Source organism: Aeromicrobium sp. Sec7.5, assembly GCF_036867135.1.
In the GTDB taxonomy this organism is placed as follows: domain Bacteria; phylum Actinomycetota; class Actinomycetes; order Propionibacteriales; family Nocardioidaceae; genus Aeromicrobium.
This window is the reverse complement of the sequence record NZ_JBAJIJ010000001.1, coordinates 1,289,065-1,311,188: the sequence shown is the minus strand read 5'-3', so window position 1 is coordinate 1,311,188 and position 22,124 is coordinate 1,289,065. Positions and strand designations below refer to the sequence as shown.

Annotated in this window: 17 protein-coding genes; 8 read left to right on the top strand and 9 right to left on the bottom strand. The window is 71.9% G+C overall.

Annotation, left to right across the window (positions count from 1 at the left end; genetic code table 11):
* Positions 1 to 67 precede the first annotated feature (67 nt).
* Positions 68 to 1,015, top strand: coding sequence for a sigma-70 family RNA polymerase sigma factor (locus tag V6S66_RS06595; protein WP_334207234.1), 948 nt, complete (start codon positions 68 to 70; stop codon positions 1,013 to 1,015).
* On the opposite strand, the gene coaE is transcribed toward V6S66_RS06595, so the two are convergent.
* Both coaE and V6S66_RS06585 read right to left on the bottom strand, forming a co-directional pair.
* On the bottom strand, positions 1,012 to 1,611 hold the full coding sequence (coaE, locus tag V6S66_RS06590; RefSeq protein WP_334205948.1) for a dephospho-CoA kinase: 600 nt from the start codon (positions 1,609 to 1,611) through the stop codon (positions 1,012 to 1,014). The two genes, V6S66_RS06595 and coaE, sit on opposite strands and share 4 nt — an antisense overlap.
* A gap of 13 nt (positions 1,612 to 1,624) precedes the next feature.
* Positions 1,625 to 2,461 carry an SH3 domain-containing protein gene (locus tag V6S66_RS06585; protein ID WP_334205947.1) on the bottom strand — a complete coding sequence of 279 codons (837 nt, stop codon included), beginning with the start codon at positions 2,459 to 2,461 and terminating at the stop codon, positions 1,625 to 1,627.
* Positions 2,462 to 2,621: 160 nt separating this feature from the next.
* On the opposite strand from V6S66_RS06585, the gene V6S66_RS06580 reads away from it, so the two are divergent.
* On the top strand, positions 2,622 to 3,941 hold the full coding sequence (locus V6S66_RS06580) for a class I adenylate-forming enzyme family protein (protein WP_334205946.1): 1,320 nt from the start codon (positions 2,622 to 2,624) through the stop codon (positions 3,939 to 3,941).
* 121 nt (positions 3,942 to 4,062) lie between these two features.
* Here the strand turns inward: V6S66_RS06580 and V6S66_RS06575 are convergent, their stop codons facing one another.
* Positions 4,063 to 5,073 (bottom strand): GlxA family transcriptional regulator, encoded by a 1,011-nt coding sequence (locus tag V6S66_RS06575; RefSeq protein ID WP_334205945.1) that lies wholly within the window; start codon positions 5,071 to 5,073, stop codon positions 4,063 to 4,065.
* Positions 5,074 to 5,166: 93 nt separating this feature from the next.
* On the opposite strand from V6S66_RS06575, the gene V6S66_RS06570 reads away from it, so the two are divergent.
* Complete coding sequence (locus V6S66_RS06570; RefSeq protein ID WP_334205944.1) at positions 5,167 to 5,319, top strand: hypothetical protein; 153 nt, start codon at positions 5,167 to 5,169, stop codon at positions 5,317 to 5,319.
* A 113-nt stretch (positions 5,320 to 5,432) separates the two neighbouring features.
* Here the strand turns inward: V6S66_RS06570 and rpsA are convergent, their stop codons facing one another.
* Complete coding sequence (rpsA, locus tag V6S66_RS06565; RefSeq protein WP_334205943.1) at positions 5,433 to 6,899, bottom strand: 30S ribosomal protein S1; 1,467 nt, start codon at positions 6,897 to 6,899, stop codon at positions 5,433 to 5,435.
* A 183-nt stretch (positions 6,900 to 7,082) separates the two neighbouring features.
* The gene (locus tag V6S66_RS06560; RefSeq protein WP_334205942.1) at positions 7,083 to 8,333 is read right to left on the bottom strand and encodes a M18 family aminopeptidase; all 1,251 of its coding nucleotides are present in this window, start codon (positions 8,331 to 8,333) and stop codon (positions 7,083 to 7,085) included.
* Positions 8,334 to 8,418: 85 nt separating this feature from the next.
* On the opposite strand from V6S66_RS06560, the gene V6S66_RS06555 reads away from it, so the two are divergent.
* Positions 8,419 to 9,597, top strand: a complete 1,179-nt coding sequence (locus V6S66_RS06555) for an acyltransferase family protein (RefSeq protein WP_334205941.1) — start codon at positions 8,419 to 8,421, stop codon at positions 9,595 to 9,597.
* On the opposite strand, the gene V6S66_RS06550 is transcribed toward V6S66_RS06555, so the two are convergent.
* Positions 9,501 to 13,562, bottom strand: coding sequence for an alpha-(1->3)-arabinofuranosyltransferase domain-containing protein (locus tag V6S66_RS06550; protein WP_334205940.1), 4,062 nt, complete (start codon positions 13,560 to 13,562; stop codon positions 9,501 to 9,503). The genes V6S66_RS06555 and V6S66_RS06550 overlap by 97 nt on opposite strands.
* 164 nt (positions 13,563 to 13,726) lie before the next feature.
* Between V6S66_RS06550 and V6S66_RS06545 the strand changes: the two genes are divergently transcribed.
* Complete coding sequence (locus V6S66_RS06545; RefSeq protein WP_334205939.1) at positions 13,727 to 14,824, top strand: glycosyltransferase family 4 protein; 1,098 nt, start codon at positions 13,727 to 13,729, stop codon at positions 14,822 to 14,824.
* A 322-nt stretch (positions 14,825 to 15,146) separates the two neighbouring features.
* Here the strand turns inward: V6S66_RS06545 and V6S66_RS06540 are convergent, their stop codons facing one another.
* The gene (locus V6S66_RS06540) at positions 15,147 to 16,388 is read right to left on the bottom strand and encodes a DUF6716 putative glycosyltransferase (protein WP_334205938.1); all 1,242 of its coding nucleotides are present in this window, start codon (positions 16,386 to 16,388) and stop codon (positions 15,147 to 15,149) included.
* A 204-nt stretch (positions 16,389 to 16,592) separates the two neighbouring features.
* Here V6S66_RS06540 and V6S66_RS06535 point away from each other — a divergent pair, with 204 nt between their 5' ends.
* Genes V6S66_RS06535 through V6S66_RS06525 form a run of 3 tightly spaced genes read left to right on the top strand, consistent with a single transcriptional unit; the run spans position 16,593 to position 20,153 of the window.
* Positions 16,593 to 17,828, top strand: a complete 1,236-nt coding sequence (locus V6S66_RS06535) for an acylneuraminate cytidylyltransferase (protein WP_334205937.1) — start codon at positions 16,593 to 16,595, stop codon at positions 17,826 to 17,828.
* Positions 17,821 to 18,711, top strand: coding sequence for an N-acetylneuraminate synthase family protein (locus V6S66_RS06530; RefSeq protein ID WP_334205936.1), 891 nt, complete (start codon positions 17,821 to 17,823; stop codon positions 18,709 to 18,711). The genes V6S66_RS06535 and V6S66_RS06530 overlap by 8 nt, the downstream gene beginning before the upstream one ends.
* Positions 18,711 to 20,153 (top strand): DUF6716 putative glycosyltransferase, encoded by a 1,443-nt coding sequence (locus tag V6S66_RS06525; RefSeq protein WP_334205935.1) that lies wholly within the window; start codon positions 18,711 to 18,713, stop codon positions 20,151 to 20,153. The genes V6S66_RS06530 and V6S66_RS06525 overlap by 1 nt, the downstream gene beginning before the upstream one ends.
* 36 nt (positions 20,154 to 20,189) lie before the next feature.
* Here V6S66_RS06525 and V6S66_RS06520 read toward each other — a convergent pair whose 3' ends face one another.
* Together V6S66_RS06520 and V6S66_RS06515 are read right to left on the bottom strand one after the other, a co-directional pair.
* Positions 20,190 to 20,357 carry a hypothetical protein gene (locus V6S66_RS06520; protein ID WP_334205934.1) on the bottom strand — a complete coding sequence of 56 codons (168 nt, stop codon included), beginning with the start codon at positions 20,355 to 20,357 and terminating at the stop codon, positions 20,190 to 20,192.
* A 45-nt stretch (positions 20,358 to 20,402) separates the two neighbouring features.
* Positions 20,403 to 22,124, bottom strand: coding sequence for a hypothetical protein (locus tag V6S66_RS06515; protein ID WP_334205933.1), 1,722 nt, complete (start codon positions 22,122 to 22,124; stop codon positions 20,403 to 20,405).

Below are 22,124 nucleotides of genomic sequence, written 5' to 3'. Positions count from 1 at the left end.
CGGAATCCTCCGCGCACTCCGTGCGTTGACCCCATACAGACCCACGATTGGGAGGCGCACCATGAGCATGAAGACGGACACCCGAGTCCGCGAGTCCGAGGGCAAGGACAGCGTCGGCATGTACCTGGCCGAGATCGCCCGGACCCCTCTCCTCGACGCACAGCGCGAGGTCGAGCTGAGCCGCACCATCGAAGCCGGTCTGTTCGCCCAGCACCTGATCGAGACCGGCCGCGTCGGTCGCGCCAAGGGTGGCGCGCCCAAGCGCGCGAGCCTCGAGGAGCTGGAGTGGATCGCCGCCGAGGGTGAGCACGCCATGCAGGAGTTCATCCAGGCGAACCTGCGACTCGTCGTCTCGATCGCCCGCAAGTACGGCCGGTCGGCCATGCCGATGCTCGACCTCGTGCAGGAAGGCAACACGGGCCTGATCCGCGCGGTCGAGAAGTTCGACTACAGCAAGGGCTTCAAGTTCTCGACGTACGCCACCTGGTGGGTGCGTCAGGCCATCACGCGTGGCATCGCGCAGCAGGCCCGCGTGGTCCGGCTGCCCGTCCACGTCGTCGAGGAGCTCAACCAGGTCACGGCGGCACGCCGCAACCTCGAGCGCGAGCTCGGCTACGACCCGGATCCCGCGGAGATCGCCATGGTCCTCGAGATGGACGTCGATCGCGTGATCGACCTGATGTCCTGGGGACGTGACCACGTCAGCCTCGACACGCCCGTCGACGACGACGGCGACACCTCGCTCGGCGACCTGATCGCGCGCGAGCAGGCACCGGGCCCCGACGAAAGCGTCATGTCCGACGCGACCCGTCAGCTGCTCGGGGGTCTGATCGACCACCTGGGCGACCGCGAGGCCGACATCGTGCGCTCGCGCTTCGGCCTGCTCGACGGCCGTCAGCAGAAGCTGGCTGACATCGGCAAGCGGCACGGCATCAGTGCCGAGCGCGTGCGCCAGCTCGAGCGGGAAGCGCTGGCCACCCTGCGCCGCATCGCCGACCCCGACCTCGCGGCCTAACGGGCCGAGAGCTCCTGCCAGAGGTCACGCACCGCGGCAGTGAGCTCCTCGAGGGAGCCGCTGTTGTCGACGACCACGTCGGCGACAGCGGCTCTGTCGTCGCGGGACGCCTGCGCGTCGATGCGCGCCCGCGCCTCGTCGGGCGACATGCCGCGATCGCGCACGAGACGCTCGACCTGCACCTCCACGGGGACGTCGACGACCACCACGACGTCGTAGGGACCGCGTCCGCCGGACTCCGCCAGCAGCGGGATGTCGTGCACCACGACGTCGGCGGTGTCGGCGCCGGCCTCCAGCTCCGCCGCGCGGGCCCGGACCGCCGGGTGGGTGATGCCCTCGAGGTCGCGCCGTGACGCCTCGTCGGCGAAGACGATGGCACCGAGCGCCGGTCGGTCGAGAGATCCGTCGGCCGCGAGGACGCCCGGGCCGAAGCGCTCGACGATGGCGTCGAGTGCGGGGCTGCCCGGCTCGACCACCTCGCGTGCGATGCGGTCGTAGTCGACCACGACGGCCCCGTGGTCGCGCAGCAGGGCGCTCACGGTGCTCTTGCCGGAGCCGATGCCCCCGGTCAGGCCGACGCGGACCGCTGTACCCATGGGCAGGGAGGGGTCAGCTGGTGGCGGCGTCGCCGGAGGTGGTGACGTGCACGTGGTCGAAGTGGTTGGCCGTGGAGCTCCCACGGTCGCTCATGCCGCGCCATCCCGAGCCCGGCTCCCAGATGCGCTGACGCCAGATGACCTGGGTCATGCCGAGCTTCTCGCGGTTGTCGATCACGAACTGCGCGATCTCGTCGCCGAGGGCCTGGTCGGACACCATGATGTCGAGCGCGCGGCCGGTGGGGTGACCGGAGCTGCCGGAGCGTGCGGCGCGACCCCCGTAGTTCGAGATCTGGGGGAACTTGGCGCACACGGCCCGGTAGACCTTGGTGGTGTCGGGCTGGAGGCCCTTCTCGACGCCTCCGCCTCGGGCGCAGGGCGCCGTGCCGAGCGGCTCCTCCGTCGACAGGGTGCTGGAGGCGACCCACCGCGGAACGTCGTTGAGCAGGACCTGGGTCCACTCGCCCTCGACGACACCCGTCACGAGGATCTGGGTGCCCTCCTCGGCCTGGCCGAGCACGGGTGCGGTGGGGGCGGCGTCGGATCGGATCTCGGCATCGCCCGTGACCCACAGGGCGCCGGTGGCCTGCTGGACCGTCTCGGCCTGGGGGGCGAGCACGGGGCGCTCGCCGCTCCGGCTGACCTCGCTGGCCTGGACCGTCGACACCCGGTCGGGCGAGACGGGCAGATCGGCGCTCGGGTGGGCGGCCACAGCGGCCGTGGCGACGGCGAGTGCGCCGACCCCGACCGTGGGCAGGACGACACGACGCAGCTGGAGCTGCCAGAAGGTCGGTCCCCGCCGAACTGGGGTCGCTCGCACGTCCGCCCGTCGCTTGCCGGGAGAACCCACAGTAAAACCACCTTCAGACGTTGGACACGGCACGAGGCGCGGACCGACGACGCGGCCGCCCCTCGACTGAACCATACTGACACGAGCCTGGTGACCGGGGCCCCCGTTCAGGCGAAACGACGTGAGGCACATCACGCGAATCCAACGTCCCAGGAGCGTCGTGACGGTTCAACCGGACATCCACAGCGCCGCGTCGAGCGAGGCGCGCCAGCGCCGGATGGCCGGAGCCCTCCATGACGCGGGCCTGCATCACGGCGACCGCGTCGCGCTCCTGACGTCCGGGACGACGGCGACGGTCGACCTGGTCCTGGCCGCCTCACGGAGCGGCATCGTGCCCGTTCCCCTGGATCCACGGCTCACCGCGCGTGAGCGTGCCGTGGTGCTCGACCAGGTCGAGCCCACGCTCGTCGTCGACGACCCCGCGGTGCTCGACGAGCTCGCCCGCGGCCCCGAGCGCGGACTCGATCCCTATCCTCGCTGCCGCCCGATGCACTTCACCTCGGGCACCACCGGACGCCCAAAGGGGGTCTGGTCGGGGTGGCTCTCGCCCGAGCACGCCGAGGCGGCCGCGCTCGAGGAGCGCGCGCTGTGGGGCTTCTCCGCCGACGACCTCAACATCGCGGTCTCGCCGCTCTACCACTCGGCGCCGCTGCGGTTCGCGATCGGAACGCTCCTGGCCGGCGGGTCGGTCGTGGTGGTCCCGTTCGAGCCGACCGCCGTCGCCCGGGCGTTCCGGACCCTCGCCCCCACGACGATGTTCTGCGTCCCCGCGCACCTCCAGCGCCTGTTCGCCCTGGAGGCCGAGTCCGGGGAACGTCTGGAAACCACGTCGTTCCGCCTCGTGGCCCATGCCGGAGCGCCGTGTCCCACACCGGTCCGTACGCGAGCCCACGAGAGGTTCGGGACCGACGTCGTCTGGGAGTTCTACGGGTCGACCGAGGGCCAGTTCACCGCCTGCTCCGCGCACGAGTGGCAGGAACGGCCCGGCTCGCTCGGACGCGCCCGGCCCGGACGGGTCGTGTGGACCGACACCGAGGACCAGATCTGGTGCGCCGTGCCGCCGTGGTCGCACTTCGAGTACTGGCGCGACCCCGACAAGACCCGCTCGGCATGGACCGACTCAGCGCATGGGCCCTCCTTCACCGTGGGCGACCTGGGGCGGGTGCAGGACGGCCACGTGTTCCTCGACGCCCGCCGCACCGACCTGGTCATCACCGGCGGGGTCAACGTGTACCCGGCCGAGGTCGAGGACGTGCTGGGCGCGGTGCCCGGCGTGCGCGACGTCGCGGTCTTCGGTCGCCCCGACGACCAGTGGGGTCAGCGCGTCTGCGCCGCCTGGGTCGGGGAGGCCACGGAGGACGACCTCCGGGCCGTCGCGACCGAGCAGCTGGCACCGCCGAAACGACCCAAGGAGTACGAGCGGCTCGCCGAGCTCCCCCGGACGGCGACGGGCAAGGTCCGGCGCACCGAGCTGACCTGATCCGCGACGGCCGATCCACTGACAGTCGGGCGGGCCGAGCGAAGCGAGGCAGGCGCCCGGGCGTCAGCCCGGCAACGGCGAGGAACGAGGCGTTGGAGCGGCGAGGAACGAGCCGCGCGCCCTAGGCCGGCTCGAGGCAGCTGAACTGCTTGCGGTACACCAGGGGTGCCAGGCCGCGCGCCTGCGTGAAGTGGTGACGCAGCGTGGCGGCATTGCCGAAGCCGACGCGGGTCGCGATCTGCTCGACCGCGAGGGTCGAGTTCTCGAGCAGCTCCTCGGCCAGGGCGACGCGCTGGCCCGTGATCCACTGCAGCGGGGTCGTGCCCGTCTCGTCGCGAAAGCGCCGGGCGAACGTCCGGGGCGACATGTGCGCCTGCCGAGCCAGGCGGTCGACGGTCAGGGGCTCGTCGAGGTGCGCCGTGGCCCAGGCCAGCAGCGGCGCCAAGGTCTCGGCCGCCTCCGCACGGACCGGAGCGCGCACGAACTGCGCCTGCCCCCCGTCACGGTGCGGCGGCACGACGATCCGCCGCGCAGCGGTGGCCGCGACCCGGGCGCCGTAGTGGCGTCGCAGCAGGTGCAGTGCAGCGTCGATGCCGGCGGCCGATCCCGCGCCGGTCACGATGCGGTCGTCCTCGACGTAGAGGACGTCGGGATCGACGATCGCCCCCGGGAAGGCCCGGGCCAGCTGCTCCCCGTAGCGCCAGTGCGTCGTGCACCGACGGCCCTCCAGCAGACCCGCGTCACCCAGCAGGAAGCTGCTGGAGCAGTGCGCGAAGATCCAGGCACCGCGAGCGTGCGCGCGAGCGATCGCCTCGGCCACGACCGGCGAGTGGTCCCGGTAGTCGCGCTTCGGCACGATGCAGACCAGATCGGCGTCCTCGAGCTCCTCCAGCCCGTGGTGCACGACGAGGTCGAAACCGGCCCGACCCTTCACGACGCCGGGGTTCTCCGCACAGACCACGAACTCGAAGACGGGGTTGTCGTCGTCGGGGTGGTACGGCTCGGCCCACACCTCGCAGATCGCGCCGAGCCCGAACGGCTCCACGCCGTCCTGCACGACCGCCACGACCTTGCGCAGCGGGCCTGAGGGGGCAGGGACACAGGCGGCGTCGCCGTACGGCTCGATCTCCATGCCGCCATCGTGCCACACGCATGGCAGATATTCGATGAGCACTGTCATTACTGCCACTGGTGGCAGTAATGAGATGCCAGAAGAATTACTGCCATGATCCTCCTCGCCGCACTCCTCGTCCTGTCCTTCCTCGCCGTGGCGGGGGTCGTCCTGCTGCTCGTGCGCGGCGACGGCCTCGGGCACCTCGCTCCCCCGCGCAGCCACGCCGCCGACGAGTTTGCCGCCGGCCGATCTGCCCAGCACTGACGGGGCCGGCACCGACACGGCCCAGGACGCGTTCGAGCCCGGCCACCGCGAACGGTGACCGGGCTCGAACCATGCTCGATCCAGCGGGGTGCTGAGCCAGGCTCAGCGGGCGATCACTCGCCGCCGGTGAGCTTCTCGCGCAGGGCCTGCAGCGCCTCGTCGGACGCCAGCGAACCGCCGCCGGGGCCGCCCTCGGCGGCCTCGGGGACCTCCGAGGAGTAGTTGCTGGCCTCGCTGGCCTCGATCGCCGCCTTCTCGGAGTCGGCGATCTGCTTCTTGTGGGCCTCCCAGCGCTCGTGCGCCTCGGCGTACTGCTTCTCCCACGTGGCGCGGGCCTCGTCGAAGCCCTCCTGCCACTCGCCGGTCTCCGGATCGAAGCCGTCGGGGTAGATGTAGTTGCCCTCCTCGTCGTACGAGGAGGTCATGCCGTACAGGGTGGGATCGAAGTCGTCGGCGACGGCGGCCTCGGTCTCGTTGGCCTGCTTGAGCGACAGCGAGATGCGGCGACGCTCCAGGTCGATGTCGATGATCTTGACCATGACCGAGTCGTTGATCTGCACGACCTGCTCGGGGATCTCGACGTGACGCTCGGCGAGCTCGGAGATGTGCACCAGGCCCTCGATGCCCTCCTCGACGCGCACGAACGCGCCGAAGGGGACGAGCTTGGTGACCTTGCCCGGCACGATCTGACCGATCTGGTGGACCCGGGCGAAGTGCTGCCACGGATCCTCCTGCGTCGCCTTGAGCGACAGCGAGACGCGCTCGCGGTCCATGTCGACGTCGAGCACCTCGACGGTGACCTCGTCGCCGACCTGAACGACCTCGTTCGGGTGGTCGATGTGCTTCCAGGAGAGCTCCGAGACGTGCACCAGGCCGTCGACGCCGCCGAGATCGACGAACGCGCCGAAGTTGACGATCGAGCTGATGACGCCCTTGCGGACCTGGCCCTTCTTGAGCTCGGTCAGGAAGTTCTGGCGCACGGCCGACTGCGTCTGCTCGAGCCAGGCACGGCGCGACAGGACCACGTTGTTGCGGTTCTTGTCGAGCTCGATGATCTTGGCCTCGAGCTTCTGGCCGATGTACGGATCCAGGTCGCGGACACGGCGCATCTCGACGAGCGAGGCGGGCAGGAAGCCGCGCAGACCGATGTCCATGATGAGGCCGCCCTTGACGACCTCGATGACGGTGCCCTCGACGACGCCGTCCTCTTCCTTGATCTTCTCGATGTCGCCCCAGGCGCGCTCGTACTGAGCACGCTTCTTGGACAGGATCAGACGACCTTCCTTGTCCTCCTTCTGGAGGACGAGGGCCTCGACCGCGTCGCCGACGCTGACGACCTCGTGCGGGTCGACGTCGTGCTTGATGCTCAGCTCGCGGGAGGGGATGACACCTTCGGTCTTGTAACCGATGTCGAGAAGGACCTCGTCACGGTCAACCTTGACGATGGTGCCTTCGACGATGTCGCCGTCGTTGAAGTACTTGATGGTCTTGTCGATCGCAGCGAGGAAGTCAGCCTCGTTGCCGATGTCATTGACCGCAACCTGCGGTGCGACAGCAGGTGTTGCGATGCCAGAAGTCATAGCCGGTGGGCTCCGATGGATGGATGGAATTGGTGGACACGCCGAAGGCCCCTGGATCATGGGGACGAGATCCCCAGAGAAACACGAGCGCCAGTCTGCTCAGGTCCGAGACGGACGCAGGCCATCGACGCCCCTCAAGGGTACGCGACGGCCCGTCTGCCGGTGAATGCGGGGCGGGAGTGCCTAGCGGGCCGGAGCGAGGAAGGCGCCGAGCGATCGCACGTACGGCGTCACGTCGGCCGCGGCCATCTGCTCGCGGGCCGAGTGCATCGCCAGCTGGGGCGCGCCGACGTCGACCGTGGTGATGCCGGTCCGGGCCGCACTCATCGGCCCGATCGTCGACCCGCACGGCAGGTCGGCACGGTGCACGTAGCGCTGGAGGGGCACCCCGGCCTGCTCGCACGCGAGGGCGAACGCGACCGTGCCCCGGGAGTCCGTCGCGTAGCGCAGGTTCTGGTTGACCTTGAGCACCGGGCCACCGCCGGCGACGATGCGGTGGAGCGGCTCGTGCCGGTCGGCGTGATTGGGGTGGGTCGCGTGCGCCATGTCGCCGGACGCGCAGATCGACTCCGCGACGGCCCGGTGCACGTCGTCGCGGGTACCGCCGGCGGCGAGCACGGTGCGTTCGAGGATCGTGGCGAGCAGGTCGGACTGGGCACCGCGTTCGGAGGTGCTGCCCACCTCCTCGTGGTCGAACATCACCAGGACCGGGCGGACGCCCTCGACGGCAGGAGCGTCGATCAGCGCCTGCACCCCGGCGAAGCAGGTGGCCTGGTTGTCGAGGCGGGGCGCGGCCACGAAGGAGCCGTCGGCACCGACGCGGCTGCTCGCCAGCGTGTCGGTGGTCATGAGCTCGAACCCCAGGACCTCCGACGGGTCGAAGCCCTCGCGACGGCCGAGCCAGGTCAGGAACGGCTCGTCGCCCACGCCCCACACGGCGTCGAGGTGACGCTGGCGGTCCGGGGCGTTCGAGGCGTCCCGGTCCAGGTGGATCGCCAGGTTCGGCACCCGCAGGACCGGATCGGCCACGTGCACGAGCCGCTCGGTGCCGTCGCGCAGGCCGAGGCGACCGGCGACGCCGAGGTCGCGGTCGAGCCAGGTCGCGAGGAGCGGACCTCCGTACGGCTCGAGGGCGAGGACGGCGAGGTTCGCGAAGCGGCGGTCGTGGTGCTGCTTGAGGCGCAGGTTCGGGCTGTCGGTGTGGGCACCCACGATCCGGAAGGCGTCGGACGGACGCGTGGAGGCCGTCGTGGACCACGCAGCCAGCGAGCCGCCGCGGCGCACCAGGTAGCGCCCCGGCTCCGTCGGCCATGGATCCCGCTCGGCGACCTCGACCCAGCCGGCCTCGACGAGCCACGCCGCCGCCGTCGCGCAGGCGTGGAACGGTGACGGCGAGGCGTCGATGAACTGCAGCATCCGGTCGGCGTCGTCCATGCGGGTGAGCCTAGCCACCTCGACCGGCGCCCCCCGCTTCTTTCGAACCCTGCCCGTGACCGGACAGCGTGGGACGATCGGAAGCATGTCCGTCCAGAGCCGCACCTATGCCGAGCTCGACGGCCTGCGCGCCGTCGCCGCGATCGCGGTGGTCGGGACGCACACGGCCTTCTGGGCCGGCATCTACGGCGAGGGCGTGCTGGGTGCCTTGACCCATCGCCTCGAGATCGGGGTCGCGATCTTCTTCGTGCTCTCGGGGTTCCTGCTCGGCCGACCGTGGGTCTCCCGCGCGCTGGACTCGTCGGCCTCGGCACCGACACGGGGATCGGTGCGCCGCTACTACCGCAAGCGCTTCTTCCGCATCTTCCCCGTCTACGTCCTGACCGTCGTCGCGGCGATGGTCCTGCTGCCGGCCAACCGCGACGAGGGCGTCGGGGTCTGGGTGCAGAACCTGACGCTCGTGGCGCACCTGGGCGACCCCGAGCTCCCGGCCGGACTCACGCAGATGTGGAGCCTGACCGTCGAGGCCTCCTTCTACCTCGCACTACCCCTCATCGGGTGGTGCCTGGTCCGCGTGGGGCGTGGCAGCCTGTCCCGGCTGATGACGGCACTCGGCGCACTGGCGCTGCTGAGCATCGGCTGGAACATCGTCTCCTGGGGCCTGGACTCCGGCCTCAGCGTCGCGCTCCGTGCCCAGCTCCCGTCGCACCTCGGCTGGTTCGTGGCCGGCATCGCCCTGGCAGCGTTGGCCACCGACGCCGACTCCGCCTCCCCGTCGACCCTGACCCGGCGCGCAAGCCGGCTCGCCGCCGACCGGGCCACCTGCTGGATCGCGGCCGGTGCCGTCCTCGTTCTCGTGGCGACGCCGCTCGGCGGACCCGTGGGGCTGTTCCAGCCGGACCTCGACGGAGCCCTCGTGCGGCACGTCGGCTACGCGGTCGTCTCGCTGCTCCTCGTGGCGCCGTGCGTGCTGGCGCCACGGCCGACGTCGTGGCTCGCGCATCCGTTGGCCCGCCACCTCGGTCACACGTCGTTCGCGCTGTTCTGCTGCCACCTGATCGTGATCGAGCTCATCGTGCCCGGTCTCGGCCTCACGCAGTTCGAGATCTCGTGGCCGCTGCTGCTGGTCCTGGTGCTGGCGATCAGCCAGGCCGTCAGCGAGGTGCTCTACCGGGTCGTGGAACGTCCGGCGAACCGGCTCGGCCACCGCAGGTCGAGCGCGGCGGCCACCACGAGGGCCACCGCGAGTACGCCGCACCACTGAGCCGCCTCCGGAGTCAGACCGGTCGAGTCGGCCACCACTGCGGTGACGGCTCCGCCGGCGAGGACGGCGACCCCGGTCGCCAGGACCACGAGTCTGCGGTGGCGGCCCGCCAGGGCGACCACGGCGAGGACGAGGCCGAGGGCCAGCACCCCGGTCACCCCGGCCACCACGGCCGTCGTCAGGAGGCCAGCACTGCCCAGGACCACCCGGGAGGCCCACCGCGAGTCACTCGTCGCCGGTGCCGTCTCGGCGGGGCGACGCCGGACCCGCGCAGTGGCCAGGGCTGTTCCGAGGACGACCAGAAGTGCCAGCGCGCCCCCGCCGACCAGGGCCGCACGGTAGGTGGAGCCGGGGCCGAACGTCGTGGTCAGGTCCGCGGCCTCGCCCTCGGGCACGAGGTAGCCCTGTTGCCAGCCGTCGACCACGACCGACGGCACGGGGTCGCCGTCGACGTTCCCCTCCCAGCCGGGGTTAGCGTTGTGACGGGCCGTCACGAGGTCCTGCCCGCTCGTGAGCGCGCGCCACGGGACGGTCGACGTCAGCACCAGCTCGCCCGCGCGCGCCACCGGTGATGCGGTCAGGCTCAGACGTGACGATCCGTCGGGCAGGGTCAGTGCCGCTCCCTCGGTGCAGGGCCGCGCCGGGACCGTGGTGCCCGAGAGCAGCTCACTGGTCGTCGCCGACAGGGACGTCGTGGCCGTGGAGCCGTCGATGCGGACGTCCGGGCCCGTCCCACAGCCCCAGTCGACCGCGGCCGGCCCGGTCACGAGGGTGCCGCCTGGCGCCCCCAGGACGGAGATCTCGCTGAGCCCGACGGGCAGATGGGCCGCCAGTCCGTTGCGCTCGTCGTCGACGGCGTCGCGCGCCGAGGTCAGCTCGATCGACAGGCTCGTGGTGACGACCTCGGGGATGATCGCGATGCCGCCGGTCACGTCCGCCTCGACCGTCGTGCCGTCGTCGGTGGTGACGACGACCGACTCCACCGACGACGCGGGCAACGAGTCGGTGGTCGGCAGGCCGATCACACTGACGCGCTGGGGCGTGGTCCAGGTCAGGGTGGTGGTCGGCCGGTCGTCGCCGGCGGCGGCGATCCATCCGGTCTCGAGGTTGCCGTCGAGCATGCGCGAGGCCGCCGTCCGGGGGTCGTCGCTGAGCGTCGAGCTCGTCCGCAGCTGGAGCGCAGACCCCTGCTGCACGAGCGCGTCCAGCGACGGACCCGCCACCGCGGTCGTCGCCACCGCCCCGGTGAACGTGCCCCCGGCGCCCAGCGTGACGACCCGATCGAGCACGAAGGCGTCCTCGCCCAGCTCCTGGGCGCCGGAGCGGCACTGCGCCACGCCACCCACGTCGAGGCAGGACGGGCGCTCGCCCTGGTCCAGGCCCAGCACGATCCGGTCCGCGCGCCGCACCTCCGGCAGGACGAGCGGGCGCGCCAGGTCGAGTCGCGCCGCCGCGACGTTCGCGAGCTGTGCGTCGCCGGGGTCCTCGTCGTCGTCGACGATGGTGCGCTCGACCTCGAACCGCAACGTCGCGAGCGTGCCCACGTCGATCGTGACGGGTTCGTCCCCGCGCATCGTGCGCGTGACCGGGCCGTCCTCGGTCTCGACCGTGAGGGCCTGGGTCTCCCCCGGCGCCAGGCCCGCGCGCAGCGTGATCTGGCCGATGTCGCGCGGGCTGCCGAGACCGAGCTCGAGCCACCCCGTGCTGCCCACGGCACGCCACGCCGTCCGCGCGCTCGGGTCGAACGCCGCCCACGGAGCCGCGGACGGCGAGACGATGCCGAGGTCGTTGACCCACCCTCGCGAGGACGAGGCCGTCAACCGCTCCGCTCCCTCGAGCCGCGGCACGGACAGCGACGCGGTATCGGTGTCGGACACGAAGTCGTGCGCCGCACGGTCCCGCGCGTACGGGTCGTCCGGCGTCAAGGAGGCGGAGCGGTTGCGGTCGACCAGGGCGAAGTCGACCTCCGACCGCCGGAGCGAGTCGGTCAGGACCCGGGGCCCGGCGGCCTCCTCGGGGCGGTCACCGGCGAGGAGCACGGGACCGTCCTCGAGCACGCCGAGCCGGTCGAGCCCGACGAGCGACTCGGCACCGCCCGTGACCACGGGCACCTCCTGAAGGGGCGTCGACCGCGGCTGCTGATCGGCGTCCTCGACGGCGAAGACCGCCACGGCCGGGTGGTGGGTGCGCCACCCTCCGTCGACGAAGCGGCGCGACAGCACGTCCTCGATCTGGCCGGAGCCGCCGATCGGCGGTCCGAACGAGGCCGCCAGCCGCAGTCCCGGCGTGGAGCGCAGCGTGCGCCACGCCAGCTCGGCCCGCTCCGGATCGTTGGCCTCGGCGAGGTCGAACCGCAGCAGCACGTGGTCGATGCCGGCGCGGTCCAGCGTCGTGGGCAGGGCCGGGGCCGCGGCACCCGTCGCGAGCTCGTCGTTGATCGCGTCCAGGAGACGCACGGTGCCGTCAGGAGTCAGGGGCACCAGCGGGCGCGTCGTCCAGGATGACTGCGCGAGTGGCTGCACGACGTCGTCGCCCGTGCTCCCCCAGAGGTAGTCGCCGAAACGCGACGACGGGACGAGCAAGGTCGTGCTGTCGGGCTGCTCCGCCATCCAGTCGGTGGCCTCGACCCAGTAGGCCGGAACGGACAGGAAGCTGCCCGGGTTGGCGACCCGCGCCGTCCACGCCGGGGCGATGGCCGCCGCGACGGCGGCAGCGACGACGAGGGCGAGCGACCGCCGCCACCACTGCCGCGACCCCGCGTCCGTGATCTCCGCGACCCGCGCGAGCACGACGGCGAGCAGGTGCGTCAGGCCGAGCACGACCGGGAGGCGAACCACGGGGTCGAACTTGTGCAGGTTGCGCATGGCCGCCAGTGGACCGTCGAGCAGGTCCTGGAGGGTCGCCGAGCCCGCACCCGCGACGCCGGCGGTGTGACCCAACGTGGTGAGGACGACACCCGCGAGCAGCCCCGCGACGAGGAAGCGTCGGTGTGGGAGCCGACGGTGCGCAAGACCCGCCAGCCCGAGGCCCGCCAGGACGGCCAGCGCCACCACGGATGACGGCGTCAGGATCAGGTCGCGGCCCGCCTCGTACGAGGCGGTGGCCCGCGGGACCCAGTTCGTGGTGCCGCGAAGGGCGTCGAGGACCGAGGCGCTGACCGTCGTCGTCGCACTGCTCTCGATGTGGTCGAGGAACGGCGGGCTGTAGCGCCCCAGCAGCACGAGCGGCAGCCACCACCAGGCCGTCACGGCCAGCACCAGCGGCGGCCACCAGCGGAGCATGCGTCGACGGGCCTCGCCGCGCGGCGCCATCAGAAGCCACAGGGTCGCGAGCGGGAGCACGGCAGCCGTCGCGACCGCGTTGACGCCGCCGATGCAGCCGATGGCGACCGCGCTCTGGGCCGCCCGCACGCGGGGCCGACCGGTCGCGGACCCCAGGACCAGCGGCAGCAGGACCCACGGTGCGAGCGATGCCGGCCACGCCTCGATCGAGTTCACGCCCATGATCGTGAGCACGCGCGGCGAGAGCGCGTAGAGGAGGCCGGCCAGCAGGTGCAGGTTCGGCGTCCCGATCCCCAGGGCCTTGGCGAGCCGAGCCATGCCGACGAAGGCGACGCACCACAGCAGGGCCCACCACAGGCGCTGCACGACCCACGGGTCGAGGTCGACGAGCCTGCCGAGCCAGAAGAAGGGCCCCATCGGGAAGAGGTAGCCGTAGGCCTGGTTCTGGACCTGGCCGAGGAACCCCTCCGGGTCCCACATCGTCAACGACCGCTGCAGGAAACCACCGGGGTCGACGACCAGGTCGAGCTTGGTGTCGGCGACGATCCGGCCGGGCTGCTGCAGGAACGCCAGCGCCGTGAGGACCAGGCAGCCCACGGCGAGTCGGAAGCGGTGGGTGAGGTCGGCCGGCCGGTCCCGGGTCGTCGCGCCCGCCCCGACTTCGTCCGCCTCGACGTCGTCCATCACGCCTCTGCCTGCCCCGCCTCCTTCCGTCACGGCGTCACGATATCCGGCGCGGTAGCAGCCGGGTGATATCGTTCAGGACGGATCGTGACCCAGGTCACGATCCGTCGCCTGAGTTGAGGGACTCGGGTGCGCAGGGAGTTCTTGAGGGAGAACGATTCGACATGCACGTGCTGTTCTGCAACTGGCGCGACACCAGCCACCCCGAGGGCGGGGGCTCGGAGTTCTACGTCGAGCAGATGGCTCGCGGACTGGCCGAGCGCGGCCACCGCGTCACCATCGCGGCCGCCTCGTTCGAGGGCGCTCCGAAGGTCGAGACCACCGACGGCGTGCGGTTCGTGCGCAGCGGCGCGAAGTTCGGCGTCTACCTGCACATCTTCGCCCGGCTCGTCCTGGGCCGCTACGGACGCGTCGACCTCGTGGTCGACGTCCAGAACGGGCTGCCGTTCTTCACGCGATGGGCCACCCGCAAGCCCGTCCTCGTGCTGCTCCACCACGTGCACCGCGAGCAGTGGCCCGTCGTGTACCCGGGCCTGGTCGGCCGGGTCGGCTGGTGGATCGAGAGCCGACTGGCGCCACGGATGTACCGGCGCTCGCGGTACGTCACGGTCTCCCAGGCCACGCGCCTGGAGCTCGTCGACCTCGGTGTCGACCGCGACCGCATCGCGATCGTGCACAACGGCACCGTCCCGGCGCCGCAGCTCGGCGGTCCGCGCAGCACGACCCCGCGCTTGTGCGTGCTGGGTCGGCTGGTGCCGCACAAGCAGGTCGAGCACGCGATCGACACGCTCGCCGACCTCGCGCAGGAGCACCCGGAGCTCACGCTCGACATCGCCGGCGACGGCTGGTGGGGCGAGGAGCTCCGCGCCCACGCGCAGGCTCGGGGCGTCGCGCACCGCGTCACCTTCCACGGCTTCGTCGACGACGTCACCAAGCACCGGCTCCTGGCCGAGGCCTGGGTCATGGCGATGCCGTCGCTCAAGGAGGGTTGGGGTCTCGTCGTCGGCGAGGCAGGCCTGCACGGCACCCCGACCGTCGCCTACGCCTCGGCCGGCGGCACGCAGGAGTCGATCGACCACAAGGACTCCGGCATCCTCGTCGACACGCAGCCGCAGCTCACGAAGGCGATCGGCGAGATCCTGGCCGACCCGTCGTGGCGTCGCTTCCTCGGCGACGGCGCCCGCACCAAGTCCGCCTCGCTGTCCTGGGAGGCCTCGCAGTCCCGCTTCGCCGAGGAGGTCGCTCGCGCGGCTGGCGAGTGAGGGAGAAGCAACCAGCGCCTGACCGCTCGGCGCGCTTCCGACAAGCGGCATGGACCGGAAGCGGTGGCACCTCGGGTCCGTCCGGTGACCGGTGACCCGGGTGGACCGAGGATGATGCATCTGGGTCGCTCGAACAACCGCCATGCATCATCCTGCGTCCCAGACGGATCCAGGCTGATGCATCCGGGTCGCTGGAACAACCGTCACGCATCATCCTTCGTCCCCGTAGCGGAAAGCCGACCGCCGAAGGCCCCACCTCGCGTGGTCCGTGCCGCTCGTCCCCCACCACCCCGGACACGAAGCCAAGTACCGGCCGCCCGCCCTACAGCGGCAGCGCGCGCCTGACGATCCGCCGGGCGTCGCCCGAGACCCGCACCACCCGGCGTCGTCCGGCCGCCGGAACCCGGCGCCACAGCGGGCCCCGCCGCGTCGGTCCGCCCGCTGCCACCGCGTCCCGGGCCGCCCACACGCCGCGCACGTAGGAGGTCTCCCACACCGCCCGCGACGGCCGCTCGCCCGAGGCGAGGAGCTTCTCGACGCGGTCGGCCACGACCTGGGCCGGGGGGCGGTCACGGCCCTCGAAGTAGCTGTGCCGGAAGCTGTCCGACATCGTGCCGATGTCGTCGGCGTCGACCTGCTCGAACGTGCGCAGCAGGCCGCTGTCGAGGAAGACGTGGTTGCCGTACCGCTCGTGGATGCCGAGGTCGGCCACGAGCGCCACGTCGAGTCCGCGGTCGAGCGCCTCGAGGCACGCCGTCGACGACACGGTCAGCAGCAGGTCAGTGTCCTCGAGCAGCTGCGTGATGGGGTCGTAGACGATCGCGAAGTTGTCGGGTGTCGGCACGCCCTGGAGGACGTCCTCGGGGTGGTGCTTCATGCGGTGGAACGTGTCCTCACCGGGCCGGTGCCGCGGCTTGAGCAGCACCGTGCGGTCCGGGTGGTCCTGCGCATACGCGATCAGGCGATCGTAGACGTGCCGGCGCTCGCGCGGCGCCGCAGGCACCGTGGGCTGGTCGGCCCACAGCACGGTGCGGGGCGGGCGCTGGGCCCGCGGCGATGCCGGCTGGCGCGACAGGAACGGCAACCCCGTCAGGACGAGGTTGTCCGAGCCGATGCCGATCGCCTCCCCCACCTCGGCGAAGTGCGCCAGGTCGGCCCCGGAGTTCACCGCGACGACGTCGGTGCACGCCCGGTCGAGGTACCCGGCCGTGATCTTCTCGATGATGATGCCGACCCAGCCCGACACGAGCACCGGGCCGACCTCGCTCGTCTCCTCCAGGTGAGCGGCCAGGTCGTGGCACAGCCGCTGCACGATGGGACCCGCGAGCGCCACCACCACGACGTCGCTCGCGGCGGCGTCCGTGACGATGCGGTCCCAGGGCCGAAGGTCGACGCGGTCGAACCCGGCATCGGCGATCTGGGACTGCGAGAGAGCCGACTTGAGGTCGGAGGGGGCCACCGCCTCGCAGACGAATCCACGCTCCGCCAGCTCGGTGCGCAACGGTGAGCACCACTTGAGCTGGGAGTCGTAGGCGGCGATCAGCAGCGCGCGCGGGGGCCTCATCCGCCCCACGCTACGGCCGGATCCAGCGTGGTCGCCGCCCCGCCGCAGACCGTTCACCGAACGTTCCGCAGACACGGCCCGACACGCCGCCCCACCGGTCAAATTCGTTGCAATCTCTGTGCTTTGTCAGTGCCTCGGGCCCGTTGGCCCCGGGTTGTCGTGTCGTTCACCACCCGGACGTCGGCGGTGCCTAGCGTCCGCCACATGACCCATGTGGCCCCTGCGCCGGAGCCGGTGACACCCGTGCCGACGGCACGCGGTGTGGTCGCCGTGATCCCCGCTCGCGGCGGGTCGAAGGGCGTCCCCCGCAAGAACCTGCGTGAGCTCGGCGGCGAGCCCCTGATCGGACGCGCGGTCCGCACGCTCCGCGAGGTGCGCGGCATCAACGCCGTGATCGTCTCCACCGAGGACGAGGAGATCGCCGACGCCGCGCGCGGCTACGGGGCGCTCGTGATCGACCGGCCCCGCCAGCTCGCCGGCGACTCCGCGACGTCCGAGTCCGCGCTGCGGCACGTGCTCGACGAGCTCGGCAGCCACGGGTCGGTCCCCGAGGTCACGGTGTTCGTGCAGGCCACCAGCCCCTTCATCGAGCCGGCCGACGTCGACCGCGCCATCTCCCTGGTGCAGGACGACGTGGCCGACGTCGCGTTCAGCGTCGCCGCCAGCCACGCCCACCTCTGGACCACGGGCCCGGACGGGCCGGACGGCGTCAACCACGACTCGTCGACGCGCCTGCGCCGCCAGGACCGACCCGCGGAGTTCGTCGAGACCGGCGCGTTCTACGCGATGCGGACCCGCGGCTTCCTCGAGCACGGGCACCGCTTCTTCGGGCGCCTCGAGATGGTCGAGGTCCAGCCCGCCGACGCGATCGAGATCGACACGACCGACGACTTCTCCCTCGCCGAGCTCGCGCTGGCGCACCGGGAGGCCCACCGGCCGTCACCGCTGCGCGTGCGCGCGGTCGTCACCGACTTCGACGGCGTGCACACCAGCGACCGCGTCACGGTCGACGAGAACGGCATCGAGTCCGTCACGGTCAACCGCTCCGACGGCATGGGCGTCGCGATGCTCAAGAAGGCCGGGATCGAGCTGCTGATCCTCTCGACCGAGACCAACGGCGTCGTGGCCGCTCGCGCCGCCAAGCTCGGCGTCGAGGTCATCCACGGGTGCGACGACAAGCCCACCGCGCTGCGCGCCTGGGCGTCCGAGCGTGGGATCGCGCTGACCGACATCGCCTACCTGGGCAACGACGTCAACGACATCGGCTGCCTCCGCCTCGTGGGCTTCCCCGTCGCCGTCGCCGACGCCCACCCCGCCGCACTCCATGCGGCCCACATCGTGCTCCGACGCCATGGCGGCGACGGAGTCGTCCGCGAGCTCGCCGATCGCGTGCTTGCGGGGACCACGTCACACCATCGAGAGGGACGAGACCATGGCTGAATGGCAGCAGATCGGCGACGAGATCGTCGGACCGAAGCGCCCCACCTACGTCATCGGCGAGATCGGCATCAACCACAACGGTGATCTCGAGGTCGCCAAGAAGCTGATCGACGTCGCGGCGCTGGCCGGTGCCCAGGCGGTCAAGTTCCAGAAGCGGACCCCCGAGATCTCCACGCCGCCGGCGATGCGCGACACGATCCGCGACACGCCCTGGGGCCAGATGACCTACCTCGACTACCGCTACAAGGTCGAGTTCGAGAAGGACCAGTACCTCGAGATCGCCGAGTACGCGCACAGCAAGGGCGTCGAGTGGTTCGCCTCGCCGTGGGACGTGCCCTCGGTCGACTTCCTCGAGGACCTCGGCGTCGTGACCCACAAGGTCGCCTCGGCGTCGGTCACCGACATCGAGCTGCTCCAGGCGCTGGCCGCCACGGGCAAGCCGATCATCCTGTCGACCGGCATGAGCACGCTCGAGCAGATCGACCGGGCCGTCGAGGTCCTGTCGACCGATCGCCTCGTGCTGATGCACGCGACCTCGACCTACCCGCTGCCCGCGCAGGAGGCCAACCTCCGCATGATCCACACGCTGCAGCAGCGCTACGGCGTCCCGGTCGGCTACTCGGGCCACGAGCCCGGCCTGCAGATCTCGCTCGCCGCCGTCGCGATGGGCGCCTGCACGGTCGAGCGCCACATCACGCTGGACCGCACGATGTGGGGCTCCGACCAGGCCGCGAGCCTGGAGCCCCACGGCTTCATGAGCCTCGTGCGCGACATCCGCATCCTCGAGATGGCCTTCGGCGACGGCGTCAAGCGCATCATGCCCGGCGAGGAGGCGCCCATGAAGCGCCTGCGCCGCGAGCCGTCGCCCACGCCGACCGTCTGATGGCACCAGGACCTCGTCGCCCGGGGCCCGACGCCCCGGCGCGGCGGGTCCTGGTGCTCACGGACTCGGACTCCTACGTCAAGTGGGGGGCGGCACTCGCAGGCCGGGTGCCGCCCTCGTGGCACGTCCGCCTCGTCGTGGCGAAGGGATCGGCCGAGCCGTCACCGCGTCAGGTGCAGGAGGCGGTCGCCGGCACCGTCGTCGACGCTCGATCGGTCGAGCGCGTGGGCCTTGCTGACGTGCGGTCGATCCTCGACCAGTGGCGTCCCGACGTGCTCGTGACCGCGGCGCGCGGGCTCGCCGTGCAGACCGTGATCGAGCTCGCCGTGGCGAACCGGCCCGACCGTCCGGTCCTGGTCAGCGGACTACCCGGCATCGCCCTGCCCGTGCTGCCCTACGGACTGGGCTTTCGTCGTTCGGTGGACCTCTTCGTGCTGCACAGCCACCGGGAGATCCGGGCGTTCACCGAGGCCAGCCGCTCGCTCGCGATCCCCCACCGCTACGCCCTGGCCCGCCTGCCGTTCCTGGCTGTCCCCGCTGCCGCCCAGGGCCCGGCACCCCGGCCTGTCCCCGCTGCCGCCCAGGGCCCGGCACCCCGGCCTGTCCCCGCTGCCGCCCAGGGCCCGGCACCCCGGCCGGAGCCGAGCCAGCGCAACCGGATCGTCTTCGCCGCGCAGGCGCTGGTGCCGGAGTCACGCCAGGAGCGGATGCGCATGGTCGAGGTGCTCGTGCGCACGGCCCGCGCCAATCCCGACCTGGAGGTCGTCATCAAGGTCCGCGGACTCAGCGACGAGCCCCAGACGCACGCCGACCAGCACCCGTACCCGGAGCTGCTGCACGAGGTCGACGTCCCGCCGAACCTCACGGTCGAGTCCGGTCCCATGGCGGCGCACCTGGACCGCGCCGTGGGGCTCGTGACCGTCAGCTCGACGGCGCTGCTCGAGGCCGTGGCCTCGGGCGTGCCCGTGATCGCCCTGACCGACTTCGGTGTCGAGGCGCGTCAGATCAACCTCGTCTTCGAGGGCAGCGGCCTCCTGCACGACTCCGCCGAGCTGGTCGCGGCCCGGTTCCACCACCCGGCCGCCGCGTGGCGGACCGACAACTACTTCCACACCCCTGCCGACGACACGTGGCTGGCGGATCTGGACGACCTGCTCGAGGCCCGGGAGCGCGAGGGGTTGCCGCCGTACCCGACGGCGCCGGACGGCCTGCGCAAGCGGGTCACGATGTTCTTCTACCGGCACCAGGCGTTCGCGGGCGACGCCGGTCCCGTGTCCAGGGTCGTCGAACGTGCCGTCGTGACCGTGGCACTGCGCGTCTCGCGCAGCCCCTGGGTCGTGTCCCGACGCTTCAGACCGACCCGGACCGCCCCGATGGGCGATGCTGGGCCTGCCGATTCCGGGCACGCCGAGCTCGGGCCGATCGAAGATCGAGCCGGGTGACGCCGGGCCTGCTCCCTCAAGCAGACCCGGCCGGGGTCAGTTCGACCCGTAGTTGACGGTCTCGACCGTGTCGACCGAGTTCGGTCCCGAACCCGGCGGGTTCGCGGTCTGCACGGACTGACCAACGCCGTAGGCCGTCGCACCTGCGAAGAGCAGACCGATGGCAAAGGCGACGATGGCGACTGAACGCTTCTGAAGTGTCACGTTTTCTCCCTCTCTATGACCTGGCTCACGATACCAGTCGAGAGGTCATGGTCCCGACGCTCGCCGCATCGTGGCGGGAAGCCGTCGGAGCCGGCCGATCCCCCGAGTCACCACCAGCAGGAGGGCGATGCCGACGGTCAGGGCGGCGAGGGCCCAGGCGGCCGTGACCGCGAGCTCGGCCTCGTCCGACGGGTTGACCGACCGTGCACCGTCGATCGCCAGCACCCGCAGGTCCGCGCCGGCAGGCCCGAGGTCGCGCGTCCCGGTGAGGGCCGCCGGAAGCGGGGCGTCGCCCTGCGCCTCGAGGTCGACGACCACCAGGCCGATCCCCAGCGTGGCGAGGGCGGACGGCGTCGCGGCAGGGTCGGCCAGCACGGCCGCGACGTCGCGGGCCCGGGTGTCGTCGCCCGCGAGCGTGGTGCCGGACACCGTGAGCGCGTCGTTCACGACCGTGTCGCGATCGAAGAAGCGCGCGGCAGGGTCGATCACCGTGCGGTCCTCGTTCCACGACGGCGCACGATAGGGCTGGAACGGGAGCGACAGCAGGTCGCCCTTCACCTCGCTGTCGGCGATGACGGACGCCGTGGCCGCCCAGTCGTCGGGGTACTCCACCGGGGTCAGGCGCCCGTCCACCCCGTTCGCGAGGTCCGGCAACGCGGCCACCGGGAGGGCCAGCACTGCCGCGACCCCGACGACGGCCCAGCGGCGATCGGAGACGAGCGCGGCGACCCGGCCACCGAGGAAGTCGGCGCCGTGGGCGAGCGCCACGGCGTGGAACGGGACGGCGAGCGCGAGGTAGCGGGTGCCGTCGCGCAGGATCCCTGCGGAGCCCTGCCAGTCCACCAGGTCCTCGAGCGTGCCCGGAGCGACCCAGCCCCACGCGGCGAGGGCGTGACCGATGACGGCGAGGGTCGCGAGCGGCGCGAGGAGACGGCGGTCGCCGCGGGCCCACTGGACGATCCCGGTCGCCACCACCAGCAGGAGGAGCACCACGAGCACGGCGGCGACGACCGTCGTGCGCGACGTCGGGACGACCTCCGTGTTCCAGACCCCGCCCAGGGAGGCCAGGGTGCCGACGTGCCCCAGCGAGCCCTCCGACTGGGCGGCGAACGCCCGGACTCCGCCCGGATCACTGTCGACCGGCGTGAGCCGCGCGAAGGTCGCGACGATCCACGGAGCGTTCACCGCGAGTCCGAGGACCACGATCCGCAGCACGCCTGAGCGCCAACCCGCCACCAGGGCCACCACCAGGCCCATCAGCCCCGTCGCGACCGACAGCGCGGTGCCGGCGAGGGCGAGCGTCAGCACGACACCGCGGACATGGCGCGGGTCGCGCACCGCGACGACGATCCACGGCAGGCAGGCGAGCGCGACGATCACGGGCCACTGCCCGAGCACGAGGCGTTCGGCCACGAAGGGGTTCCAGAGGGCGTACGTGGCGGCCACCAGGCGTGCCCCCAGACCGAGGTGGTCGACCAGACGCGCCGCTCCCACGCCCCCCAACGCGATCGCGCCGATCAGCAGGACCCGCTGGATCGCCACCGGATCGACGACCTGCGACAGGACCGCGATGACGCCATCGGACGGCACAGCACGCGGCACCGCCGTGCCGACACCCCAGATGTCCTGCCGGTCCAGGGTCCACGTCGGGATCCAGACCATGTCGTACGACAGCAGGAAACCGCCGCCACGCCATGGCAGCGCCACGGCCAGGGCCAACACCAATGACCACTGCACCACGATGAGGTCGCGCCAGCGCTGCATCAC